This is a genomic window from Methylobacterium sp. Leaf361 (assembly GCF_001424445.1).
In the GTDB taxonomy this organism is placed as follows: domain Bacteria; phylum Pseudomonadota; class Alphaproteobacteria; order Rhizobiales; family Beijerinckiaceae; genus Methylobacterium.
The window spans coordinates 203,092-221,775 of the sequence record NZ_LMPY01000003.1; the positions used below are offsets into that span (position 1 = coordinate 203,092).

Genomic DNA, 18,684 nt, shown 5'->3' on the forward strand with positions numbered 1-18,684 from the left:
CTGCGTTCGCCGATCATGATGAGAACTCATACAAAAATGCGGCGCTCAGGTATGCGTCGTCCTGAGAGATGCCAAACTGCTGGGCGAGCGCGCGGACGCGACCTCGATTCGATGTGATAATCTCAGAAAGCGTTTGATTGTCATCATCGATACTGTTTGCGAGATCACGCAACTTTGTGCAGAAACGCTCGAATGTAAGGGAAGCTCGGCTGAGCTTGTCCACCTCATACCCTGTCCAAGCGCGGCCGATGTTGCGCTTCTGGACGGGAGATATCCCTGTAAGGTCGACCGAGACGGCAGACCACTTTGGCCTACTCTGATGGCGTCGTTTTATTTCGTCCAACATCTTCTGGACCTGATCACGCGTGAGCGCTTTCGCCCGCATCAAATCCTGGAAGCTCGTCACGCTCCTCATATGCTTGGATCTTTCTCGGGCGTGTTCAAGAATGACCACGACGAATGCGGATGATGGACAGTCTGGAATCCCAAGCTGGTGCTCAAGGAACTGGAGGATCAAACCCCGAAGCATGGTTCCAGGCCTGCTTAGAGGAAGGTCCGATAGATGATACTCGAACAGGTTGATGTCGCTTGCAGTAAACGTCGGAACTTCGGCAGCTATAGCTTTCCTGAGCGCGTCAGTTTTAACGCTATCTCCCTCACCAAAAGGACAGGGACATTTTGACTTCTCTATGAATTCACAGGGCTGATTGGTAACGAAGCCCAACACATCAGCGGCACTGCCGAATTTGGTTCTGTTGTCGTACATCTTGGCCACAATCGACGGTATTTTGTCGCTTCCTCCGCGCCGTTTATAACGCTGTGTAAGCCGCTTCACTGTCCAATGACCGGTTTCCCTCGTTTTGACTTGGTAAAAACGTGCTTGCGTGGGCTGAGATGAGTCGTTAAGCACGACAATGTCGTCGTGGAACTCGAACGCGACTGCATAGTCGTCGGATTTTTCGTGCAGCGTCAGAACGAGCGAGACAGCCCACGACGCTTGGTAATCGAGCCGTTCGAGCGCGACGCTTCCGCCCTTCTCGCGTTGAGGAACGGCAACGAGATCGTCCATCAAGCTCAATGCCTGCACCCCCGGGCTATATCCTTCTTGGGCAAGGATCACGCATAGGTGGCTCCGGCGCAACCTTGGCGGGTCGCCTTCGATGTGGGTCGTCTATCCGAACGTGTCCGCCAGAGATTTTGCCTTCGGCTTTCAGAATGCGAATGCGGCCAGTTGGCCTTCGGCCATCACCGGCCGCTGCTGCTGCTAACCTGCCTGCTCGGAAGCGGATTATTTTAGCGCCCACTTTGGGTTATTTGAGGCTTGCACCTGGGCCGCGTTGAACGTCCGCTTGCCCGCGGCCCGAGCCGCTGAGCGGGCCGGGCTGCTATCGGACACGTTCCTGCCGCCGATGCGCTTGAGCGTCTCGGCGTGGCCGAAAGCGGCTCGACGGCATCCGCCGTTCAGACCGGAAAAGCGGACCTTTGTTGAGAGTCGAGCCGTCCAAAGCGAAGGCCGGGGCCGAGACAGAGAGCCGGGCGCCTAAGGTGCGCGCGGCCCCGAGTGGTCGGGATGACACGGCACCGTAGGCCCGCAGCCCTCGTCCGAACGGCCGGCGAAGAAGGCCGCGAGTTTGGTAGCCTCATTCCTGTTGGCAGCGAAGAAGCGACCGCCCTTGCCATCGTCCTCGACCTCGATCAGCTGCTCGGCGATAAGCATGTGCAGGTTCCTGAGCACCGTGGAAGTGCGTTGCCTGGACAGCGCCGCGATGGCCTTGGCCGAGAGGCTCCCCTCGTGACGGACAAGGAGGGCGAAGATGAGAAAGCGCACCTCATGCGCGAGCGCCGAGATCCTGCCGAGGTGAACGGCGATGTCTGCCGGCTCTATGCGATCCGCCTCATCCAGCGCGTCCGAGAGGGTCTGCCGAAGCCTGCGCGTCGCTTGTGGACGACGAGTCTCCATGGACGACATGGGCGGCGCAACGTGCAGGTAAGTCAACCCACCGCTTGGTAGAAAGTCTCATCGAACGAGTACCCCGAACCGCGCACGGTTCGGATTGGATCGCAGGCGGAGGTCACGTTGAGGGCCTTACGCAATCGTCCAACGTGAACATCGACCGTGCGCTCGTCGATGTAGACGTCACGGCCCCAGACCCCATCTAGCAACTGCTCGCGGGAGTAGACCCGACCCGGCGTCAGCATCAGGAATTCAAGTAGCTTGAACTCCGTCGGTCCGAGGTGGAGCTCGATGCCGCTGCGCTTGATCCGGTGGCTGACGCGATCCAGCTCAAGGTCTCCGGCCACGAGGAAGTCCGAGACGTGTGAGGGCTTGGCCCTACGCAGCAACGCCCGCACGCGGGCCAGGAGCTCCGGCACCGAGAACGGCTTCACGACGTAGTCGTCAGCGCCCGTGGCGAGGCCGCGGACCCGGTCGCCCTCCTCGCCGCGCGCCGTCAGCATGATGACCGGCAGGGCGTGCGTCTCGGGCCGTGCCCGGAGCCGTCGGCACAGCTCGATGCCCGAGATCCCGGGCAGCATCCAGTCGAGCAGCAACACGTCCGGCATCTGCTCTTGGATGCGCAACTCGGCCTCGTCGCCGCGTGCCACGGCGTCGACGGTGAAGCCTTCCGCTTCCAGGTTGTAGCGAAGGAGGGTGGTGAGCGCCTCCTCGTCCTCGACGATCAAGATGTACGCGTTCATGGATCGGCTGGCTTCAACGGGCTTAGGCCCCGGCGGGCTGGGCGATGGTGGCGTAGTTGGAGGCGTCGTCCTTCGGCCGGTCGCCGTCCAGCGGCCCCCCGGTGACCAGGTAGTAGATGGTCTCGGCGATGTTGGTGGTGTGGTCGCCGATGCGCTCGATGTTCTTGGCGCAGAACAAGAGATGGGTGCAGAACGAGATGTTGCGCGGATCCTCCATCATGTAGGTCAGGAGTTCGCGGAACAGGGAATTGTAGAGCGCGTCGACCGCGCCGTCGCGTTCCCACACGTCGCGCGCGGCCGTCACGTCTCGGCTCGTGTAGGCGTCGAGCACGTCCTTGAGCTGTTCCTGCACCAGGTCGCTCATGTGCTGGACGCCGAGCACGATCTTCTGCGGTTGGACCTCGTCGCTGATCGCGACGACGCGCTTGGCGACGTTCTTCGCCAGATCGCCTATCCGCTCCAGGTCGTTCGCAACGCGGATCACGGAGACGGTCTCGCGCAGGTCGATGGCGATGGGCTGGCGGCGCGCGATGACCAGAACCGCGTTCTCCTCGACCTGCCTCTGGAGCGCGTCCAGCCGCTTGTCGGCGGTGATGACGGCCTGGGCGAGCGTGGCCTCCCTCCGGACCAGGGCGTCGCTCGCCTCGACGGTCATCTTCTCGGCGACGCCGCCCATCTCGGCGATGGTCCGACGCAGATTGTCCAGGTCCTCATCGAAGGATCTGACGATGTGCTCGCCCATGACATTGTCCTCGCTCGAAGGGCCCCGGGGCCGGTGCCACACGGGGCGGTGAGTTGGGCTCAGCCGAAGCGGCCGGTGATGTAGTCCTGGGTCTGGCGCTTCTCGGGGTTCATGAAGATGCGGTTGGTCGGACCGAACTCGATGACCTCGCCGAGGTACATGAACGTCGTGAACTGCGAGATGCGCGCCGCCTGCTGCATGTTGTGCGTGACGATGACGATGGTGAACTCGTTGCGCAGCTGCTCGATCAGCTCCTCGATCTTGCCCGTGGAGATCGGGTCCAGCGCCGAGGTCGGCTCGTCGAACAGGATGATCTCGGGCTTTTGGGCAATGGTGCGGGCGATGCACAGGCGCTGCTGCTGGCCGCCCGAGAGGCCCATGCCGGATTGCTTGAGCTTGTCCTTCACCTCGGTCCAGAGGGCGCTCCGGCGCAGGGCCTGCTCAACCCGGTCGTCGAGCTCGGACCTGGGCAGCCGCTCGTTCAGGCGCAGCCCGAACGCGACGTTGTCGTAGATCGACATCGGGAACGGCGTCGGCTTCTGGAACACCATGCCGATACGCGAGCGTAGCTCGTTCAAGTCGAGCGTCGGGGACAGGATGTTGCGCCCGTCGAACATGACCTCGCCGGTGGCCTTCTGCTCCGGGTAGAGGCTGTAAATTCGATTGAAGCAGCGCAGCAGGGTCGACTTTCCACAACCCGACGGCCCGATCAGGGCCGTGACCTGGCGGTCGTAGAAATTGAGGTTGATGTTCTTCAGGCCGTGGAACGCCCCGTAGTGGAAGTCGAGGTTCTTGACGGCAAGCCGGACCCGCGCCCGGTCGTTGGCGTCGGAATGGCCGACGACGGTCTTCGTGGCGATCTGGGCGGAGGCACTCATCGGACGGTGTCCCTTCCGAACGCGTAGCGCGCGACGGTGGAGAAGAGGAGGATGGCGACGGTGATGAGCAAGGCGCCCGCCCAGGCCAGCTGGCGCCAGTTCTCGTAAGGCGCCGAGGCGAACTGGAAGATCGTCACGGGCAGGTTCGGGATGCCGCCGATCAGCTTCGGCCCGAACCATGAGTTGTTGTTGAGCGCGGTGAACAGCAGCGGCGCCGTCTCCCCGGCGATACGGGCGAGCGCCAGGAGGATGCCCGTGACGATGCCGGCCTTGGCCGCGCGCCACGTGACCCGCTGGGTGACCATGGAGGTGGGGGCGCCGAGCGCGACGCCGGCCTCGCGCAACGTCCCCGGCACGAGGCCGAGCATGTCGTCTGTGGTGCGGACGATGACCGGGAGAGCGATGATGGCGAGGGCGACGGCGCCGGCCCATCCCGAGTAGGTGCCCATCGGCTGGACGACGAGGGTGTAGACGAAGAGGCCGATCAGGATGGAGGGCGCCGACAGCAGGATGTCGTTCAGGAATCCGATCAGGGCGGCGAGCTTCGAACCGCGCCCGTATTCGGCGAGGTAGGTCCCGGCCAGAAGCCCGATGGGCGTCGCGACCGCGATGCCGAGGAACGTCAGGACGAAGCTCCCGAGGATGGCGTTGGCGAGGCCGCCGCCTTCGGATCCGGGACCCGGTGTCGGCTGCGTGAACACCGCGAGCGACAAGGATGACCCGCCCTGGACGACGAGCATGCCCAGGATCCAGAACAGCACCACCACCGAGATCGCGGTGAATGCGGTCGCGAGGAACTTGAGCGCCTTGTCGGCGACCCGTCGCGAGGCTCGGACCCGGCCCCAGGCCGGCGGCGCGTCTTCGGGCATGGGGATGGCTGGGATATTGGCGTCGGCCATGGTCTCACACCGCCTTCATGCGCGCGACCAGGAGCCGTGCCACGACGAGCACGACGAAGGTCACCAGGAACAGGATGCAGCCAGTGGCGATCAGCGCGTTCATCTGGAGGCCGATGGCCTCGTTGAACTCGTTCGCGATGCGCGAGGCGATGGTTGAGCCCGGGTCGAGCACCGAGGCGGACAGCCTGTTCGCGTTGCCGATCACGAAGGTGACGGCCATGGTCTCGCCCAGCGCCCGGCCGAGGCCGAGCATGATGGCGCCGATGATGGAGACGCCCGCCTGCGGGATGAGCACGTGCCGGACGACCTCCCAGGTCGTGCAGCCGATCCCGTAGGCGCTCTCGCGCAGCACGGTGGGGATCTGGGCGAGCATGTCGCGCGCGATCGAGGCGATGAACGGCACGATCATGAAGGCGAGGATGATGCCCGCGGTCGCGACGCCGAGACCGGTCGGCGACCGGGCGTAGAGGATGGTGCCGACGACGGGCAGGCCCTCGGTCACGCTGGAGACCGGAACCTGGAAGTACCGGGCGAACAGGGGGACGAAGATGAACAGCCCCCACATGCCGTAGATGATGCTCGGCACGGCCGCGAGGAGCTCGATGGCGGTGGCCACGGGCGTCTTGATCCAGCGCGGGGCGAGCTGGGTCAGGAAGATCGCGACGCCGAGCGACAGGGGCACGCCGAGCACGAGGGCGATCAGCGCGGAGGTGAGGGTGCCGGCGATGGCCGGCCAGGCCCCGTACTGGTCCGACTGGGTGTCCCAGGCGGAGCCCGTGAAAAATCCGAGCCCGAATTCCCGGAAGGCCGGCCAGCCGCCGACGAGCATCGACAGGAGGATGCCCGCGAGGACCGCGAGCACCAGGAGTGCCGAGGAGAGGCACAGCGCCCGGAAGATAGCGTCACGGGTCGAGAGGGACATCGTACGGCCGCGCGTGGCCTTCTCGGTGTACGTCACCGCTTCGGTTCCTGCGGACATGTCCTCTCTCCCGTCGCTAAGCATCCGGACTTTCGCTCTCGCCGAGGATTAGAACAGCGACTTGCCGCTGGTATCCTTGATATCGCTCTTCCACACGGCGCGGACCTGGTCCTTCACGTTCGCCGGCAGCGGGACGTATTCAAGGTCAATGGCGAGCTTGTCGCCGTTGGAATAGGCCCAATCGAAGAACTTCAGCGCGGCGGCGGAGCCCTCCGGCTTGTCGCTCTTCTTGTGCATCAGGATGAAGGTCGCCGAGGTGATCGGCCATGCCTTCTCGCCGGGCTGGTTATTGAGGATGATGCCGAAACCGGGCGCGTCCTTCCAGTTGGCGTTGGCCGCGGCCGCCTGGAACGACTCGATCTCCGGCACCGGGTACTTGCCGTCCTTGTTCTGGACGAGGGCGTAGCTGAGCTTGTTCTGCTTGGCGTAGGCGTACTCGACGTAGCCGATGGAGTTCGGGACCTGCTTGACGGTCGCGGTCACGCCCTCGTTGCCCTTGCCGCCCACGCCGACCGGCCAGCTCACCGAGGTGTTCGCACCGACCGTGGACTTCCATTCCTCGGAGACGCGCGAGAGGTAGTCGGTCCAGACGAAGGTCGTCCCGGAGCCATCCGAACGGTAGACGACATTGATGCCGGCACTCGGGAGCTTCAGATCGGGGTTGAGCTCCTTGATCTTCGGGTCGTCCCACTTCTTGATCTTGCCGAGATAGATGTCGGCGAGAACCGGGCCGGTCAGCTTCATCTGGCGCGCCTCGACGCCTGGAATGCTGATGGCCGGCACCTCGGCCCCGATGGCGGACGGGAACTGGGCGAGGCCGTCCTTCTCAAGGTCTGCGCCCTTCAGGGGCATATCCGAAGCGCCGAAATCGACGGTGTTGGCCTTGATCTGACGGATGCCGCCACCCGAACCGATGGACTGGTAGTTCAACCCGTTGCCGGTGGCGGCCTTATAGGCCTCGGCCCACTTCGAATAGAGTGGGAAGGGGAAGGTCGCGCCAGCTCCCGTGATATCCGCAGCGAATGCCGCGGTCATCGACACCAACCCGATGCCAGCGGCGGCTGCGAGGGTCCGAAATTTCATGGTTTGGTCTCCCGGTGGAGCAAGCGACGAACGGGACGGAGCCCGCGCCCGGAAAGCGCCGCTCGATGAGCCCCGATGCGGGCAGCGCCTATGAAATTTCGGCGACAGTTGCGTGACAGCCCACCGGAAGACCGCGCGACCATCCACCGGGGCTGTGGGCCCATGGCGAACCCGTTCCCATACTTCCAAAATTCTGGAATTTTGGATTGACCTTTCGGGGCCGTTGCGCCACCTTGCTTCCATGGATATCGAGATAGCAGCCCGGCAACTCGAGGCCCTCGGCAGCGCAACGCGCCTGAAGGTATATCGTGCCCTCGTTCGTGCGGGACATGACGGGCTGCCGGTCCGAGGGCTCCAAGAGCGCGTCGGCATCCCGGCGTCGACTCTTTCCCATCACCTGCATCGGCTTATCCAGACGGGCTTGGTCGTCCAAGAACGCCAAGCCACGACCCTGATCTGCCGGGCGGTGTACCCGGCGATGCGGAGCCTCGTCGGCTTTCTGGTGGATGAGTGCTGCGTGGAGGAAAGATGCGGCCAAGCTGATGAAGCCGCATGATTGCTTCGTCACGTCCAATATTTCGATTTTTCTAGAATATAAGGAGGAACGGGCATGTCGACAGAGGGTCATAACCCCGTTGCGGTCATCGGCGCCGGCCCCGTCGGGTTGGCCGCCGCCGCGCACCTCGTGGCGCGCGGCCTGCCGGTCAAAGTTTACGAGGCAGGTGCGGTTGCGGCCCACGTTCGGAATTGGGGGCACGTGCGCCTGTTCTCGCCATGGGAGTTCAACATCGACCCGATGGCACGCGAGATCCTGCTTCGGACCGGCTGGCGCGAGCCGGCGGCCGAGGGGTTCCCCACAGGCGCGGAGCTGGCTTCCGATTACCTCGAACCTCTCGCTCGGACGCCGGAACTGGCTCCCGTCATCGAAACTGGGGCGCGCGTGAGCGCCATCGCGCGCCTCGGCATCGATAAGGTCGGCAGCCGGGACCGGGCGACCCGGCCGTTCGTCCTGACGGTAGTCGGCGACGGCGGCGAGAGGCGCCGCGAGTTCGCCAGGGCCGTCATCGACGCCTCCGGGACCTGGGCGACCCAGAACCCGCTCGGCGCCGACGGCCTTCCCGCGGAGGGCGAGACGGAGTGCGCCGACCATGTCGCGCGCGGCATCCCGGACGTTGCCGGACGGGAGCGCACCGCATTCCGGGGACGCACGACCGCGGTCGTCGGTGCCGGGCATTCGGCGGCGACGGTGCTGCTCGACCTCGCGCGGCTCGCGGACGAGGCCGCGGACACCCGGATCGTCTGGGTCACGCGCAGCGGCAACCTCGCGCGCGTCTTCGGCGGAGGAGCCGCCGACCAACTGGCCGCGCGGGGCGCGCTCGGGTCCCGCCTCAGGGCCCTGGTCGACGCAGGCCAGGTCGAGCTCGTCGCAGGCTTCGCCGTGACGGGGCTCCATCGCGACGGTGACCGGGTCGTCCTTGAGGGCCGGGACGCAGAGGGATCCCGCCGACTGGCCCCGGTCGACCGGGTCGTCGTGGCGACCGGCCAGAGACCGGATCCGAGCCTCACGCGCGAGATCCGCGTCGACCTCGACCCGGCATTGGAGAGCGTGCGGGCGCTTGGGCCGCTCATCGACCCGAACGAGCATAGCTGTGGTTCGGTGCGGCCGCATGGACATCGCGAGCTCGCCCATCCCGAGCCCGGCTTCTATACCGTGGGCATCAAGTCGTACGGGCGGGCGCCGAACTTCCTGATGCTGACCGGCTACGAGCAGGTTCGCTCCATCGCCGCCGCCCTCGCCGGCGATCTTGCGGCGGCCGACGACGTCCGCCTCGTCCTTCCGGAGACCGGGGTCTGCTCCCTGCAGGTCGACGAGGTGGCCCAGGACTGCTGCGGGGGGCCGCCCACCGCAAGTGCGGACGCCTGCTGCGCGGGCGACGAGAAGGCGCGCGACGAGACGGATACCGGGTGCGGCTGCGCCCCGGCTTCCCCCAAGCCGTCACCGTGCTGCGGCGAGGCGGCATGAGGGATCGTCACCGGCTGGCCGTGATCAGCGCTCTCGGGATCGTTCAGATCCTGGCCTGGGGATCGTCGTTCTACCTCCTATCGGTACTGGGCCAACCCATCGCGGCCGAGACCGGCTGGCCACTCGCTTGGATCATCGGCGGCCTCTCGGCGGGGCTGCTGGTGGCCGGCCTGGTTTCACCGCGCGTCGGGTCCTTCATCGGCCGGAACGGAGGGCGCGCAATTCTGGCGCTTTCGGCGGTCCTGCTGGCGTGTGGCCACGTGGTGCTCGCCCTGGCGCCGAACCTGCCCGTGTTCCTGATCGGTTGGCTCGTGATCGGCGTAGGGATGGGTTGCGGCCTGTACGACCCCGCCTTCGCGACATTGGGGCGGCTCTACGGCGCCGAGGCTCGCCCAGCCATCACCACGCTCACCCTATGGGGCGGCTTCGCCAGCACAGTTTGTTGGCCGCTGTCCGCCTTCCTGGTCGAGCAGGTCGGGTGGCGGGGGACATGTCTCACCTACGCCACTCTGCACATTGTCGTGACCCTGCCGCTTGTTCTCGCAATGATCCCGAAGGTGCCCGCTTCGGCGACCAATGAAGGCGCAGGGAATCAATCGGACGTGCGGCTGCCGCCGCGAGAACGGCGCGCATTCCTGCTGATGGCCGGCGTACTGATTTTAGGCGGCACCGTGATGACGTTGGTATCGGTGCATCTGATCACGCTGCTCCAAGCGCGCGGCGTGGCGCTCGCTGCCGCCGTGTCATACGGCGCACTGATCGGACCGGCCCAGGTCGGGGCCCGTATCGTGGAGATGGCCACCAAAGGCCGCCACCATCCGCTCTGGACGCTGACGGCGGCGATGGCATTGGTGGCGCTCGGCCTGGGCGTGCTCGCGGCCGGTCTGCCAGCAGTAGGTCTCGCTCTGGTGCTCTATGGGGCCGGAAACGGTATTTACTCCATCGCCCGGGGCACGGTACCCCTGGCTCTGTTCGGGCCCGCCCGCTACCCTCTCCTCGTGGGCCAGCTGGCCAGACCAGGTTTGGTCGCCCAAGCCCTCGCCCCGTCGCTAGGGGCCCTGACGCTGACCTATGGCGGCGCCGAGGCAGCCTACGTCATGCTGGTGATCCTTGCAGTCGCCAATGTCGGCCTCGCCGGCGCTCTGTGGAGCGCCCGCTAGGAAGAGGGGCAATCCCGCGCAAGCGGCCGGCCGCTCGCAGCCCAGTCGGCAAGAAGAATCCGGACAGCCTATGCGAGCCCACGCGTCCATGCGAGGTCTCATGGTAAAGGCCGCGGACGTCGAACGCGCGCTGACGGTTCCAAGCTGCCTGTGCGGGCGGAACAGGTCGGTCGCAAAGCCGTGCGTCGCTCACGTCGAACGGTTTGCAAACTGCCGTTCACCGCCGCCCTTCATGGCTTGTGGACAAGCCCTGCTTCAAGTCGCCGATGTCCACGATATGTTCTAAAATTTTGCGTCGCCCGCGCAGCCGGCGACGATCTGGGGATACCTCTGCCGAGCGCTGTGGCCACATGCAGACAGCCGCCTGGCCGACATCGGCCGGGATGCACAAGGACGGCGGCATACCCGGGCCTCTGTCGGGGAATCTGGAGCGGGTGCACACATCAATTGCGAGGTGTTCAAACAACGACTCTGTTCTTAGAACGACGATGGCAGATTAACATCGACATGCAGATGACATCCGTAGAGGAAACACCACAATCGCCAACTGCTGCTCGAGTAGACGGTGATTCGACAGCTCTACCAAACGAGCAGAGCCGCCAACGTAAAGTGATCCATGTCGATATGGACGCTTTTTATGCGAGCGTAGAGCAGCGAGACAATCCCGACCTGCGAGGCAGACCAGTGGCGGTCGGCGGCTCTCGAGAACGCGGTGTGGTGGCTGCGGCGAGCTACGAGGCTAGGCGCTACGGTGTACGCTCGGCCATGCCTTCGGTCACAGCCAAGCGGCAATGTCCCGAACTGATTTTTTTGAAGCCTCGCTTTGACGTCTATCGCGAAATCTCGTTACAGATTAGGGAAATATTTTCAGACTACACAGACATGATCGAGCCGCTTTCGCTCGATGAAGCCTACCTAGATGTAACCAACAATCTAAAAGGCATAGAATTTGCAACTCAGGTCGCTAAAGAAATCAGGTCTCGCATCTGGAACGAGACGCAGCTTACCGCCTCAGCGGGAATCAGCGCCAACAAATTTCTGAGTAAAATTGCACCCGATCAGAACAAACCGAACGGCCAATTTGTAATTACGCCTGAAATGGCTCCTGCTTTTATCGCCGAACTCAACATAGCCAAATTTCATGGCATCGGCAAAAAGACCGAAGAAAAAATGAATGCGCTCGGAATTGCCACCGGCCGAGATCTTAGGGCGAAATCGGTCGAATTCCTCCAAGAGCACTTCGGCAAGGCCGGGCTCTATTATTATTGGATTTCCCGGGGAATAGACGAGCGCCCGGTTCAACCAAACCGCATCCGAAAATCAGTGGGCGCAGAGAACACGTTTCTACATGACCTTTCGGAAATTGAAGACCTGAGGGCCGCACTATCGCCAATCATCGACAAGGTATGGAATTATTGCGAGCGAACTCAAATTCGAGGCCGAACTGTTACGTTGAAGATCAAATATAGAGACTTCCAGCTAATCACACGGAGTCGGTCTACACAGGAACGGATTGGTAGCAGGGAGCTAATAGACCAAATCAGTAATGAACTACTGACGGGAATATTACCTTTGCCGAAACCAATTCGTCTCCTTGGTGTGAGTTTGTCGAGCCTCAATACAGATGCCGAAGATGCCGCCGTAAAAAATCATGTACAACTTTCATTCGAGCTATAGCGGACCAAAAATTTCGAATCGCTGAATAAAATATCTTACCACTTCTGTAAATCTGCGCGTGTCGTTTTGATTTATTTTAGACTGGACACAGGCGAGCACGTGTGGAGCGCCTGTATTGCCTTGCTATGCACTTCGAAGCATTCACGTTTATATCATAAGCGGACGTCCGAGCAGCCGGCAGCATCATCTCGTCAAAGCAACGTGCTGACTTGAGGGACCGCACGTGAATGCACGCCCTTTGGTCAGAACGAGAGCGCCACTTCGCGTGCAAGCGATGACGGCGGCTGTCTGACCGTTCGTTCGAACAGCTGCAAGTCGCCAATCAGGACGACACGACGCTCTGCACGGGTCAAGGCCGTGTAGAGGAGGGCGCGATCGAAGAGTCGGCTCGGAGAAAGTGGTATGATGATCGTGCCCCACTGCGAGCCTTGAGCTCTGTGAGTACTGATCGCGTAGGCGAGGTCGATCCGGTCCGTAAGTTCCTTGTCCATGAATTCATGGACTTTCCCCTCGAGCCGAGCGGTCATCCTATCCTCATAGACAGCTAGGACGTGCCCCATGCTTCCATTCCAGAGCCCTCGTTCATAATCGTTCTTCGTCGAGATGATGGGATCCCCGGCTGCGAAGCGTCGCAGTCGGGCGCGACCATGAGCGTTGTACCTATGGAAGTACGTGTTGATCGCATCGATCCCGGCAGGACCGGTATAGGTCGTACCAACAACCTGAACGTCCTCGCCGTGTGAGTCGTCGCGAACTTGTTCAATCGCCTCGACGATCTCGTCCTGCCGGCAGGGGAGGAGGCTGCATCCTTCTCGTCCACGCTTATAGACGGGCAGGCGAGGGGGGCAGCCGTTGCGCACCGCGCGAGAGACGGTCGGAATCCCTGTGGCCTCATCGGCTCGCATAATGCGGGTCAGCTCGACTTGAGGAATGCGCCAGCTGGTTGCCAACCGATGCAACGTAAGGCCGTAGCCGATCGGTGCGAGCTGAGCGACATCTCCAACCAACAGCAGGCTTGCGTCCTCATGGAGGTGGAACAAAATCCGATAAAGAGTCGGCAGATCCAACATGCTGGCTTCGTCGACGACGACGAGCGTGTGCGCTCCCGTTACCGAACGCCTTTGCAGGCACTTCCAGAGCCAAGACGCGATCGTTTGTGCGGGCCGTCCGGTAGCGACGGACATGCGCTGGGCCGCCCTTCCAGCAAGGGCGATCTGATGGACGTGAACGCCGAAGTCGGCTGCGGCTTCATTGATGGCTTTGAGCGTCGTGGTCTTGCCGACCCCAGCGCCCCCGGTCAGGATGGAGAATTGATTGCTCAGCGCCATCGCCACGGCACGTTCCTGCTCAATTGTCAGAGCGTGTCGTGCACGGGAGTTGAAGCGCTCGAAGAAGGCCGACAAAGCTTCTTGCGTGGGTAGCTGCACCACGAGGTCGCCTGACTTCCCAGTGCCATCCAGCGCCGCCCGGATGCGGCTTTCGATGAAGTGCTCGGCGTAGGCTGCTCCCGCCGGCTGATATCCGCCGGAACATGGAATGGCCGCTCCGTCTTCCACCGCTGCTGTCAGGGCGCGTCCTGCCTCCTCAGGTGTAACTCCCAGGAGCTTCTGGGCATGACGGACGAGCGCCTCCTTGGCTGTGACCGTATGTTTGTCGTCGAGCCGCTCGTAGAGTGCAGCCTCCACCGCGCCGACCTGCCGCCGCGGGTCATCCGGCCGGATCCCAAGCTGTGCCGCGACCTGATCAACCTCCGTCCAGGAACAGAGCGTCAGCAGTCGGTAGGGATTTTCTCGCAGTTTGGCGAGGGCGTCGTCGCCCCACAGATCCACGGCTTTTCGGGCGGAACGGTTGCCAATGCCGTGTCTGTCGAAGAACGCAACCGCCTCGGTGACAGCCTTCTGGTTCCTCCAGGCAGCGCAGACGATCTCGGCTTGTGTCCGCGGCAAGACCTCCGCCAAGCGATCGATCTTGCCTTCGCTCAAGATGCCGTAGAGATCCTCGCCCAAAGCATCCCACATCCGCTGGGCCGTTGCCGGGCCGACGCCGACGAACTCCGGCCGTCCCGACAGGAAATGGACTACGTGGTGGCCGCGCGGCAAGTCCTTTCCCAGAGACGCATCGGGCGAGGTGTTCATGGGATCACCCGGCGGCCGGACGTCGCCATGTGGTCAACGATAGACTCGTAGCGGCGCAAGCGCCTTCTCAACTCGTGGCTTTCACTGCGGGCGGCGGCGAGCTGCTGCTCGAGGCGCATGATCCTGGCTTTATCGCTGCTGTGCCGTGGCTCGGGCTCCTCAACCTGGGGCACATCGATGCCCAGATCTTTGATGGCGTCATCTAGGGTTCGGGCGAAGCGAGGGTTCTGCTGGAACACTTCACGCGCGAAACCGCACGCCCTCGCGACCGCAGTCTTGTTGACCTTGCCAAGATGTCCCGGCAGCTTCAAGCCCGCCGTACGCAATCGCTCGATGAACTCCAGCAGATTAGTGTGGTTCTCCTCACTTACCTCAAGGAATGATTTCTGCACCATCACCGATTCTCCGAACGATTGATCCGGCGCAGCGGCTGATCCAGGAAGGCTTCATCCAAATTGCGGGTGCTAGCGTTGACCGCCCAGCGAGCGAACTTCTCCAGCAGCACATCGCGTACGGCCTCCAACTCGGCGGCCTTCCGTTCCAAGTCGCGGATCTTCTGTTGCGTCCTACTCAGCGCCTTTTTTTCAGGAGCAGGCGTCGGCTTCGCACCGTAGGCGTTATAGGCAGCCTTGATCTCGACGTAGTTGTTGAGCGCTTGCCGCGAATATTTCGCGCCGGTCTCGCGGGCGACTGCTTCGCGGAGTGCCTCCCACGTCATACGCCCCTTCCACCCGTTGACCAGGGCGACGATGCCCGCGATACGTTCCGGTGTGAGCGGTGGGGCCCGGCGACCCCGGACAGTCCGCCTCCTCGGTCCGCCCTTAGACATTGTTGCCCACTCCAGTAAGCGCCTGAACGCTGGCGGCATTTCGCAGCGACAGCGCGCCCGTGACGTCCTCATGGTCACGCATGGCCTGCTCGACGAGGGAGTACCGACCGGACTTGGCCAGCCGGATCAACGATCCGTCCGGCACAGTTGGGTCGACCAGGATTGCTCGCAGCTGTTCCAGGCGCTGAATCGTTTCTCGATGAGCACGAACCCAGTCCTCGGCCCCCTCATACTCCTTCGTCAGAGCTTCTTCGGCCTCGACGAGACTTCGACGCGCACTCTCTACGGCGAGTATCACCCTCTCCAAATGCCGGGGATCGTGACCCTTGATGCAAACATGCTTAGTGCAGTGCAGGCACTCCATGAACATCGCGCATGGTGAAGCGGCAAAATCATGCTCGCAGAAGCCGATCTCCGTTGCGTGACCGTGGGTTCTACGTGCAGCAGCCTCGGCTCGCGTCACCGGCTTGTTCACCTTCACCGCTGCGCCCTTGATCGCGGCCAGTTCTTTATCCCGGCGACGCTTATTTTGCAGCATCTCCTCCGGTGTTCGATGGTCATAGGCAGCGTTCTGCCGGACGTCCTTGCGGCCGCTCCAAGCCGCGATCTCCATCTCCGAAAGTCCGCCACGCTGTGCCAAAGTGTTCAAATAGTGGCGCAGCTGGTGAGTTCTCAGGATGATCGGATGCTCAAGAGTCGACAAACCCAGCCGCGCAAAGACCCCGCCACCGAAATGGAAGTTGTCCATAATGTTCTCATAGTTCACCGGTGTGATCATGCACCGCCATCGGCCACGCCCGCGCCCAGCGAACTCATGTCGGCGCACTACCATCAATGCTTCGCTGTAACGAAGTCCCGTCACATTGTCGAAAACAGGAAAGCCGCGCGGTAACAAAGACAAGATGGCGCCTTCGACGTCTGAGAAGCGGAAGGCGAAGGGGCCGCACCCTTTGGGAATCCGTTCTCCTTCAATCGGCTTGATCTTGCGGTCGACCGCCCATTCTCGCCCGATGGCCGGATTATTGAAACCTATAATCCTGGCGATATCGGCCCCAGTAAGGTCCTTTCCTCTCAGATGCGTGCAGTCGTCCGGCAGGTAGAGACAGTCGGGATACTTCTCATACCAAGCCGCGATGCGACGCGCCTCCGTCGTATGCTCCCTTAAGCGCTCGATGGCCTCCTTGGCCACGTCGGCCATGACAGCGGGGATGCCTTTGGCAAAGTCGTGTTGGCCCTTCGAGCCGGCCCACCGCAGCATGAAGCTGTCGTCGCCCTCCGTCAGAGGCTTGATCTCGCAATCAAACGGAAGGGCGAACACCTCGTTGACGCGGCTTGGCGCACACGCCAGGAGCGCCATCACCGCTGTAGGTATCACATCACGGGGTTCTTTGGCTTTCCGGAAGGCTTGGGGAAGCGCCTGAAGTGCCTCGTCCGACGGCATCAATGCCGCACGCCTCTCCTCCATTGCAGGTCTCTTCATAAATTGCCACTCTAGACCATGCCTCCAGTCGATAGGCGCGTGCGCAGCGAGGTTTTTCTCCCTGAGGAACTTCGACATCGGCTGCAAGCATGCGCCGATCCTGGCTCCGTAGTCGTTATTTTTCCTTGCGACAGCCAATTGAACGGCGTGGTCGAGAATTTGGGCGTCTACCAGACCAAGATCGGGCAACATCGCTTTGTTGAGAAATGCTGCAAGTAGCTCCCGGGATGCATTAATCTCGATAATGGGAGGATGCTTACCTAAACGCCTGCTAACCAGATAGCGAATATAGGATTTGACTTGCTCCGCGAAAGGTTCAGGCATTGGCGAGCCAATAATACCCTTCCTGGGAGCGAGCTGAACGAAATTCAGTAGGATCCGGTGCTGTTTCCCTCTTAGATGATACAACCCTGAGACATCCCAAGTCGGCGCGTCAAAGTCGAGATCTGACCCGAACACCGTCAATTCGTCGCGGCTAAAGCGCACGAACTCCTTCATATTAGCCGAGGCAGCGAGATCGACCTTAGGAATGAATGGGACTGGATCAGCCATCTTGGTCACTCTCCAGGGAAGCCTTTCCGGCATGGCACTTACGAACCACTTCGGCGCACGCGATGATTGTGTCGTCGAGAGTGATGGCCACCATCAAAGATCCGTCCGCCGCCATCCTCCTGCGCCGCGCAAGGAGGCCATCAAGGATTGCTTCATGCGGACCGTCCAGCCACGGGTGGAACAAGCGGCACGTGTAGCAGGCAATCGGCTTGCCGAGACCGCAGAAGCTGTGCTTCCCGCACCCGCCTACGTCAGCAGGACCTTCACCATCGTCAACTGCCCCGAAGACGTGTCGCTGAATACCGTGCTCCAAGTCATCGCCGCGCGCTGCCAGCGTTCCCGCGAAGCGCTGTGCCATAGGGGCCAACAACATGGCGACCTTTTTATCCAAATGTTGGAGCAGTTCCGAGCGGATCTCGACGTAGCTCGAAGCAGTAGCCACTGACGTGTGGTCGAGGACGGCAGCGATCTCCTCCAGAGACTTGCCCTCCTGGGCGGCCCTCGTGCCGATCGTCCTCCGCGCCCGCGTGGCATTCACATTTATTTCCCCTCCGGTCCGTTCCGACTTCACGCCCAGGCCTTCCATCACGCTAATGATCCTCATCGCCATAGAAGAGGATGTCGGCCGGGCAACCGTCATCTTGCCGTCGAAGAATGTGCCGCACGCGTGAAGGGCAGGGAATAGCGGCATCTGCTTGAGGTCATTCATCCCGCATCGCCTCGCTTTTTCGCGAACTATTCGGGCTTGTGCCTCAAGTACCATGCCGATCTCCTCGACAAGGGGGCGGTCAGTGAATTGGGCGCGGTATCCTCCGCTCCGCTGCTTTGCCCGCGGGACACAAAGGGTGTAGATCTTCCCGACTGGGCCAGCCGTGATCTTCAAATCGCCGACCATCAGACTGGCGATTTGGATAGGGCGGGGTGCGATCGCACCACTAAGAAGGCATATCGCGTAGTTATCGAGCGATATTTTACCCGATGCAAAGGCTGCATGCAAAGCCTTGTACAGTCCATCATACTCCAGGTTCGAATACGCGCCTTCAATAGGACATCGCAATCTTACTGCTCGCGCTTTATTACTATGGTATTTCGGCATGTCGGCGGCGGCGACGAATGCCTCCTCTGAGACCCCCGGTATGCCGAGCCGCGCCCAGTTCCTTACGGCATCGTTGGCCTGGGTCGACCGATAGCGATAGCGCTCCTCAAGCGCAGCCTGATAATTCATCACGTGGGCAGACGAGATCTCGATCGCGGCCGGGTCGTAGGTGGCGATGTTGAGAAGCAGCAAGCGCAACCATTGGTAGTTTGTATAGGCGGACTGCGGGTTCTCGCTGCGGAGTCGCGCTACGACAAACCCTTTGAACCCCGTCACAAGTGAAACAGCAACGCCGAGGTCGCCGAAGTGGAAGTTCCGTCGCTGAGTAGCGGTAATTATGGCCCAGTCATCGTCGCCAGGGCAATAAACGTACCCGTCGCGGGTTTCTGCTTGGGCCGGAAGCTTGTAAGCGGCTTTGGTGCGTAGCGAATTGGCGGCGACCCTATCAAGCATC

Annotated in this window: 17 protein-coding genes; 4 read left to right on the top strand and 13 right to left on the bottom strand. The window is 62.1% G+C overall.

What is annotated here, in order from left to right; genetic code table 11:
• Positions 1-13: 13 nt before the first annotated feature.
• From ASG32_RS32160 to pstS, 8 genes are all read right to left on the bottom strand, one after another.
• A complete protein-coding gene (locus ASG32_RS32160) occupies positions 14-1,120 on the bottom strand; it encodes a dsDNA nuclease domain-containing protein (protein WP_157861900.1) in 1,107 nt (368 codons plus the stop codon).
• Positions 1,121-1,540: 420 nt separating this feature from the next.
• Positions 1,541-1,996, bottom strand: coding sequence for a winged helix-turn-helix domain-containing protein (locus ASG32_RS04615; protein WP_056523076.1), 456 nt, complete (start codon positions 1,994-1,996; stop codon positions 1,541-1,543).
• Positions 1,993-2,697, bottom strand: coding sequence for a phosphate regulon transcriptional regulator PhoB (phoB, locus tag ASG32_RS04620; protein ID WP_056523078.1), 705 nt, complete (start codon positions 2,695-2,697; stop codon positions 1,993-1,995). The genes ASG32_RS04615 and phoB overlap by 4 nt, the downstream gene beginning before the upstream one ends.
• 22 nt (positions 2,698-2,719) lie before the next feature.
• Positions 2,720-3,439, bottom strand: coding sequence for a phosphate signaling complex protein PhoU (gene phoU / locus ASG32_RS04625; RefSeq protein ID WP_056523080.1), 720 nt, complete (start codon positions 3,437-3,439; stop codon positions 2,720-2,722).
• A 59-nt stretch (positions 3,440-3,498) separates the two neighbouring features.
• Positions 3,499-4,317 carry a phosphate ABC transporter ATP-binding protein PstB gene (gene pstB, locus ASG32_RS04630; RefSeq protein WP_056523082.1) on the bottom strand — a complete coding sequence of 273 codons (819 nt, stop codon included), beginning with the start codon at positions 4,315-4,317 and terminating at the stop codon, positions 3,499-3,501.
• Complete coding sequence (gene pstA, locus ASG32_RS04635) at positions 4,314-5,216, bottom strand: phosphate ABC transporter permease PstA (protein WP_082557743.1); 903 nt, start codon at positions 5,214-5,216, stop codon at positions 4,314-4,316. Before pstA ends, pstB begins: the two co-directional genes overlap by 4 nt.
• A gap of 4 nt (positions 5,217-5,220) precedes the next feature.
• The gene (pstC, locus tag ASG32_RS04640) at positions 5,221-6,195 is read right to left on the bottom strand and encodes a phosphate ABC transporter permease subunit PstC (RefSeq protein WP_056523084.1); all 975 of its coding nucleotides are present in this window, start codon (positions 6,193-6,195) and stop codon (positions 5,221-5,223) included.
• 48 nt (positions 6,196-6,243) lie between these two features.
• Positions 6,244-7,278 carry a phosphate ABC transporter substrate-binding protein PstS gene (gene pstS / locus ASG32_RS04645; protein ID WP_056523085.1) on the bottom strand — a complete coding sequence of 345 codons (1,035 nt, stop codon included), beginning with the start codon at positions 7,276-7,278 and terminating at the stop codon, positions 6,244-6,246.
• A 241-nt stretch (positions 7,279-7,519) separates the two neighbouring features.
• Here pstS and ASG32_RS04650 point away from each other — a divergent pair, with 241 nt between their 5' ends.
• From ASG32_RS04650 to dinB, 4 genes are all read left to right on the top strand, one after another.
• Positions 7,520-7,834: a metalloregulator ArsR/SmtB family transcription factor gene (locus ASG32_RS04650; protein ID WP_056523087.1), complete on the top strand. Its 315-nt coding sequence runs from the start codon at positions 7,520-7,522 to the stop codon at positions 7,832-7,834.
• Between the two features lie 54 nt (positions 7,835-7,888).
• Positions 7,889-9,301, top strand: a complete 1,413-nt coding sequence (locus ASG32_RS04655) for an FAD-dependent oxidoreductase (protein ID WP_056523089.1) — start codon at positions 7,889-7,891, stop codon at positions 9,299-9,301.
• Positions 9,298-10,461, top strand: coding sequence for an MFS transporter (locus ASG32_RS04660; RefSeq protein WP_056523221.1), 1,164 nt, complete (start codon positions 9,298-9,300; stop codon positions 10,459-10,461). Before ASG32_RS04655 ends, ASG32_RS04660 begins: the two co-directional genes overlap by 4 nt.
• A 507-nt stretch (positions 10,462-10,968) precedes the next feature.
• Positions 10,969-12,138 (top strand): DNA polymerase IV, encoded by a 1,170-nt coding sequence (gene dinB / locus ASG32_RS32165; protein ID WP_280141550.1) that lies wholly within the window; start codon positions 10,969-10,971, stop codon positions 12,136-12,138.
• Between the two features lie 242 nt (positions 12,139-12,380).
• On the opposite strand, the gene ASG32_RS04665 is transcribed toward dinB, so the two are convergent.
• The 5 genes from ASG32_RS04665 to ASG32_RS33690 all read right to left on the bottom strand — a co-directional run bounded on the left by ASG32_RS04665 (position 12,381) and on the right by ASG32_RS33690 (position 18,683).
• Entirely contained in the window at positions 12,381-14,273 is a 1,893-nt protein-coding gene (locus tag ASG32_RS04665; RefSeq protein ID WP_056523090.1) for an ATP-dependent RecD-like DNA helicase, read from the bottom strand.
• Positions 14,270-14,668 carry a hypothetical protein gene (locus ASG32_RS04670; protein ID WP_056523092.1) on the bottom strand — a complete coding sequence of 133 codons (399 nt, stop codon included), beginning with the start codon at positions 14,666-14,668 and terminating at the stop codon, positions 14,270-14,272. The genes ASG32_RS04665 and ASG32_RS04670 overlap by 4 nt, the downstream gene beginning before the upstream one ends.
• On the bottom strand, positions 14,668-14,991 hold the full coding sequence (locus tag ASG32_RS04675; RefSeq protein WP_056523094.1) for a hypothetical protein: 324 nt from the start codon (positions 14,989-14,991) through the stop codon (positions 14,668-14,670). The genes ASG32_RS04670 and ASG32_RS04675 overlap by 1 nt, the downstream gene beginning before the upstream one ends.
• A 103-nt stretch (positions 14,992-15,094) precedes the next feature.
• On the bottom strand, positions 15,095-17,134 hold the full coding sequence (locus ASG32_RS04680; RefSeq protein ID WP_157861901.1) for a hypothetical protein: 2,040 nt from the start codon (positions 17,132-17,134) through the stop codon (positions 15,095-15,097).
• Positions 17,127-18,683: a hypothetical protein gene (locus tag ASG32_RS33690; protein ID WP_157861902.1), complete on the bottom strand. Its 1,557-nt coding sequence runs from the start codon at positions 18,681-18,683 to the stop codon at positions 17,127-17,129. Before ASG32_RS33690 ends, ASG32_RS04680 begins: the two co-directional genes overlap by 8 nt.
• Between the last annotated feature and the right edge of the window lies 1 nt (position 18,684).

What these genes read in the sequence shown, in the direction of transcription:
- phoU (WP_056523080.1), bottom strand. Translation starts at nt 3,439, where the DNA reads ATGGGCGAGCACATCGTCAGATCCTTCGATGAGGACCTGGACAATCTG.
- pstC (WP_056523084.1), bottom strand. Translation starts at nt 6,195, where the DNA reads ATGTCCGCAGGAACCGAAGCGGTGACGTACACCGAGAAGGCCACGCGC.
- ASG32_RS04650 (WP_056523087.1), top strand. Translation starts at nt 7,520, where the DNA reads ATGGATATCGAGATAGCAGCCCGGCAACTCGAGGCCCTCGGCAGCGCA.
- ASG32_RS04670 (WP_056523092.1), bottom strand. Translation starts at nt 14,668, where the DNA reads ATGGTGCAGAAATCATTCCTTGAGGTAAGTGAGGAGAACCACACTAAT.
- pstS (WP_056523085.1), bottom strand. Translation starts at nt 7,278, where the DNA reads ATGAAATTTCGGACCCTCGCAGCCGCCGCTGGCATCGGGTTGGTGTCG.
- ASG32_RS04665 (WP_056523090.1), bottom strand. Translation starts at nt 14,273, where the DNA reads ATGAACACCTCGCCCGATGCGTCTCTGGGAAAGGACTTGCCGCGCGGC.
- phoB (WP_056523078.1), bottom strand. Translation starts at nt 2,697, where the DNA reads ATGAACGCGTACATCTTGATCGTCGAGGACGAGGAGGCGCTCACCACC.
- ASG32_RS04660 (WP_056523221.1), top strand. Translation starts at nt 9,298, where the DNA reads ATGAGGGATCGTCACCGGCTGGCCGTGATCAGCGCTCTCGGGATCGTT.
- pstA (WP_082557743.1), bottom strand. Translation starts at nt 5,216, where the DNA reads ATGGCCGACGCCAATATCCCAGCCATCCCCATGCCCGAAGACGCGCCG.
- ASG32_RS04675 (WP_056523094.1), bottom strand. Translation starts at nt 14,991, where the DNA reads ATGACGTGGGAGGCACTCCGCGAAGCAGTCGCCCGCGAGACCGGCGCG.
- dinB (WP_280141550.1), top strand. Translation starts at nt 10,969, where the DNA reads ATGCAGATGACATCCGTAGAGGAAACACCACAATCGCCAACTGCTGCT.
- ASG32_RS33690 (WP_157861902.1), bottom strand. Translation starts at nt 18,683, where the DNA reads ATGCTTGATAGGGTCGCCGCCAATTCGCTACGCACCAAAGCCGCTTAC.
- pstB (WP_056523082.1), bottom strand. Translation starts at nt 4,317, where the DNA reads ATGAGTGCCTCCGCCCAGATCGCCACGAAGACCGTCGTCGGCCATTCC.
- ASG32_RS04680 (WP_157861901.1), bottom strand. Translation starts at nt 17,134, where the DNA reads ATGGCTGATCCAGTCCCATTCATTCCTAAGGTCGATCTCGCTGCCTCG.
- ASG32_RS04655 (WP_056523089.1), top strand. Translation starts at nt 7,889, where the DNA reads ATGTCGACAGAGGGTCATAACCCCGTTGCGGTCATCGGCGCCGGCCCC.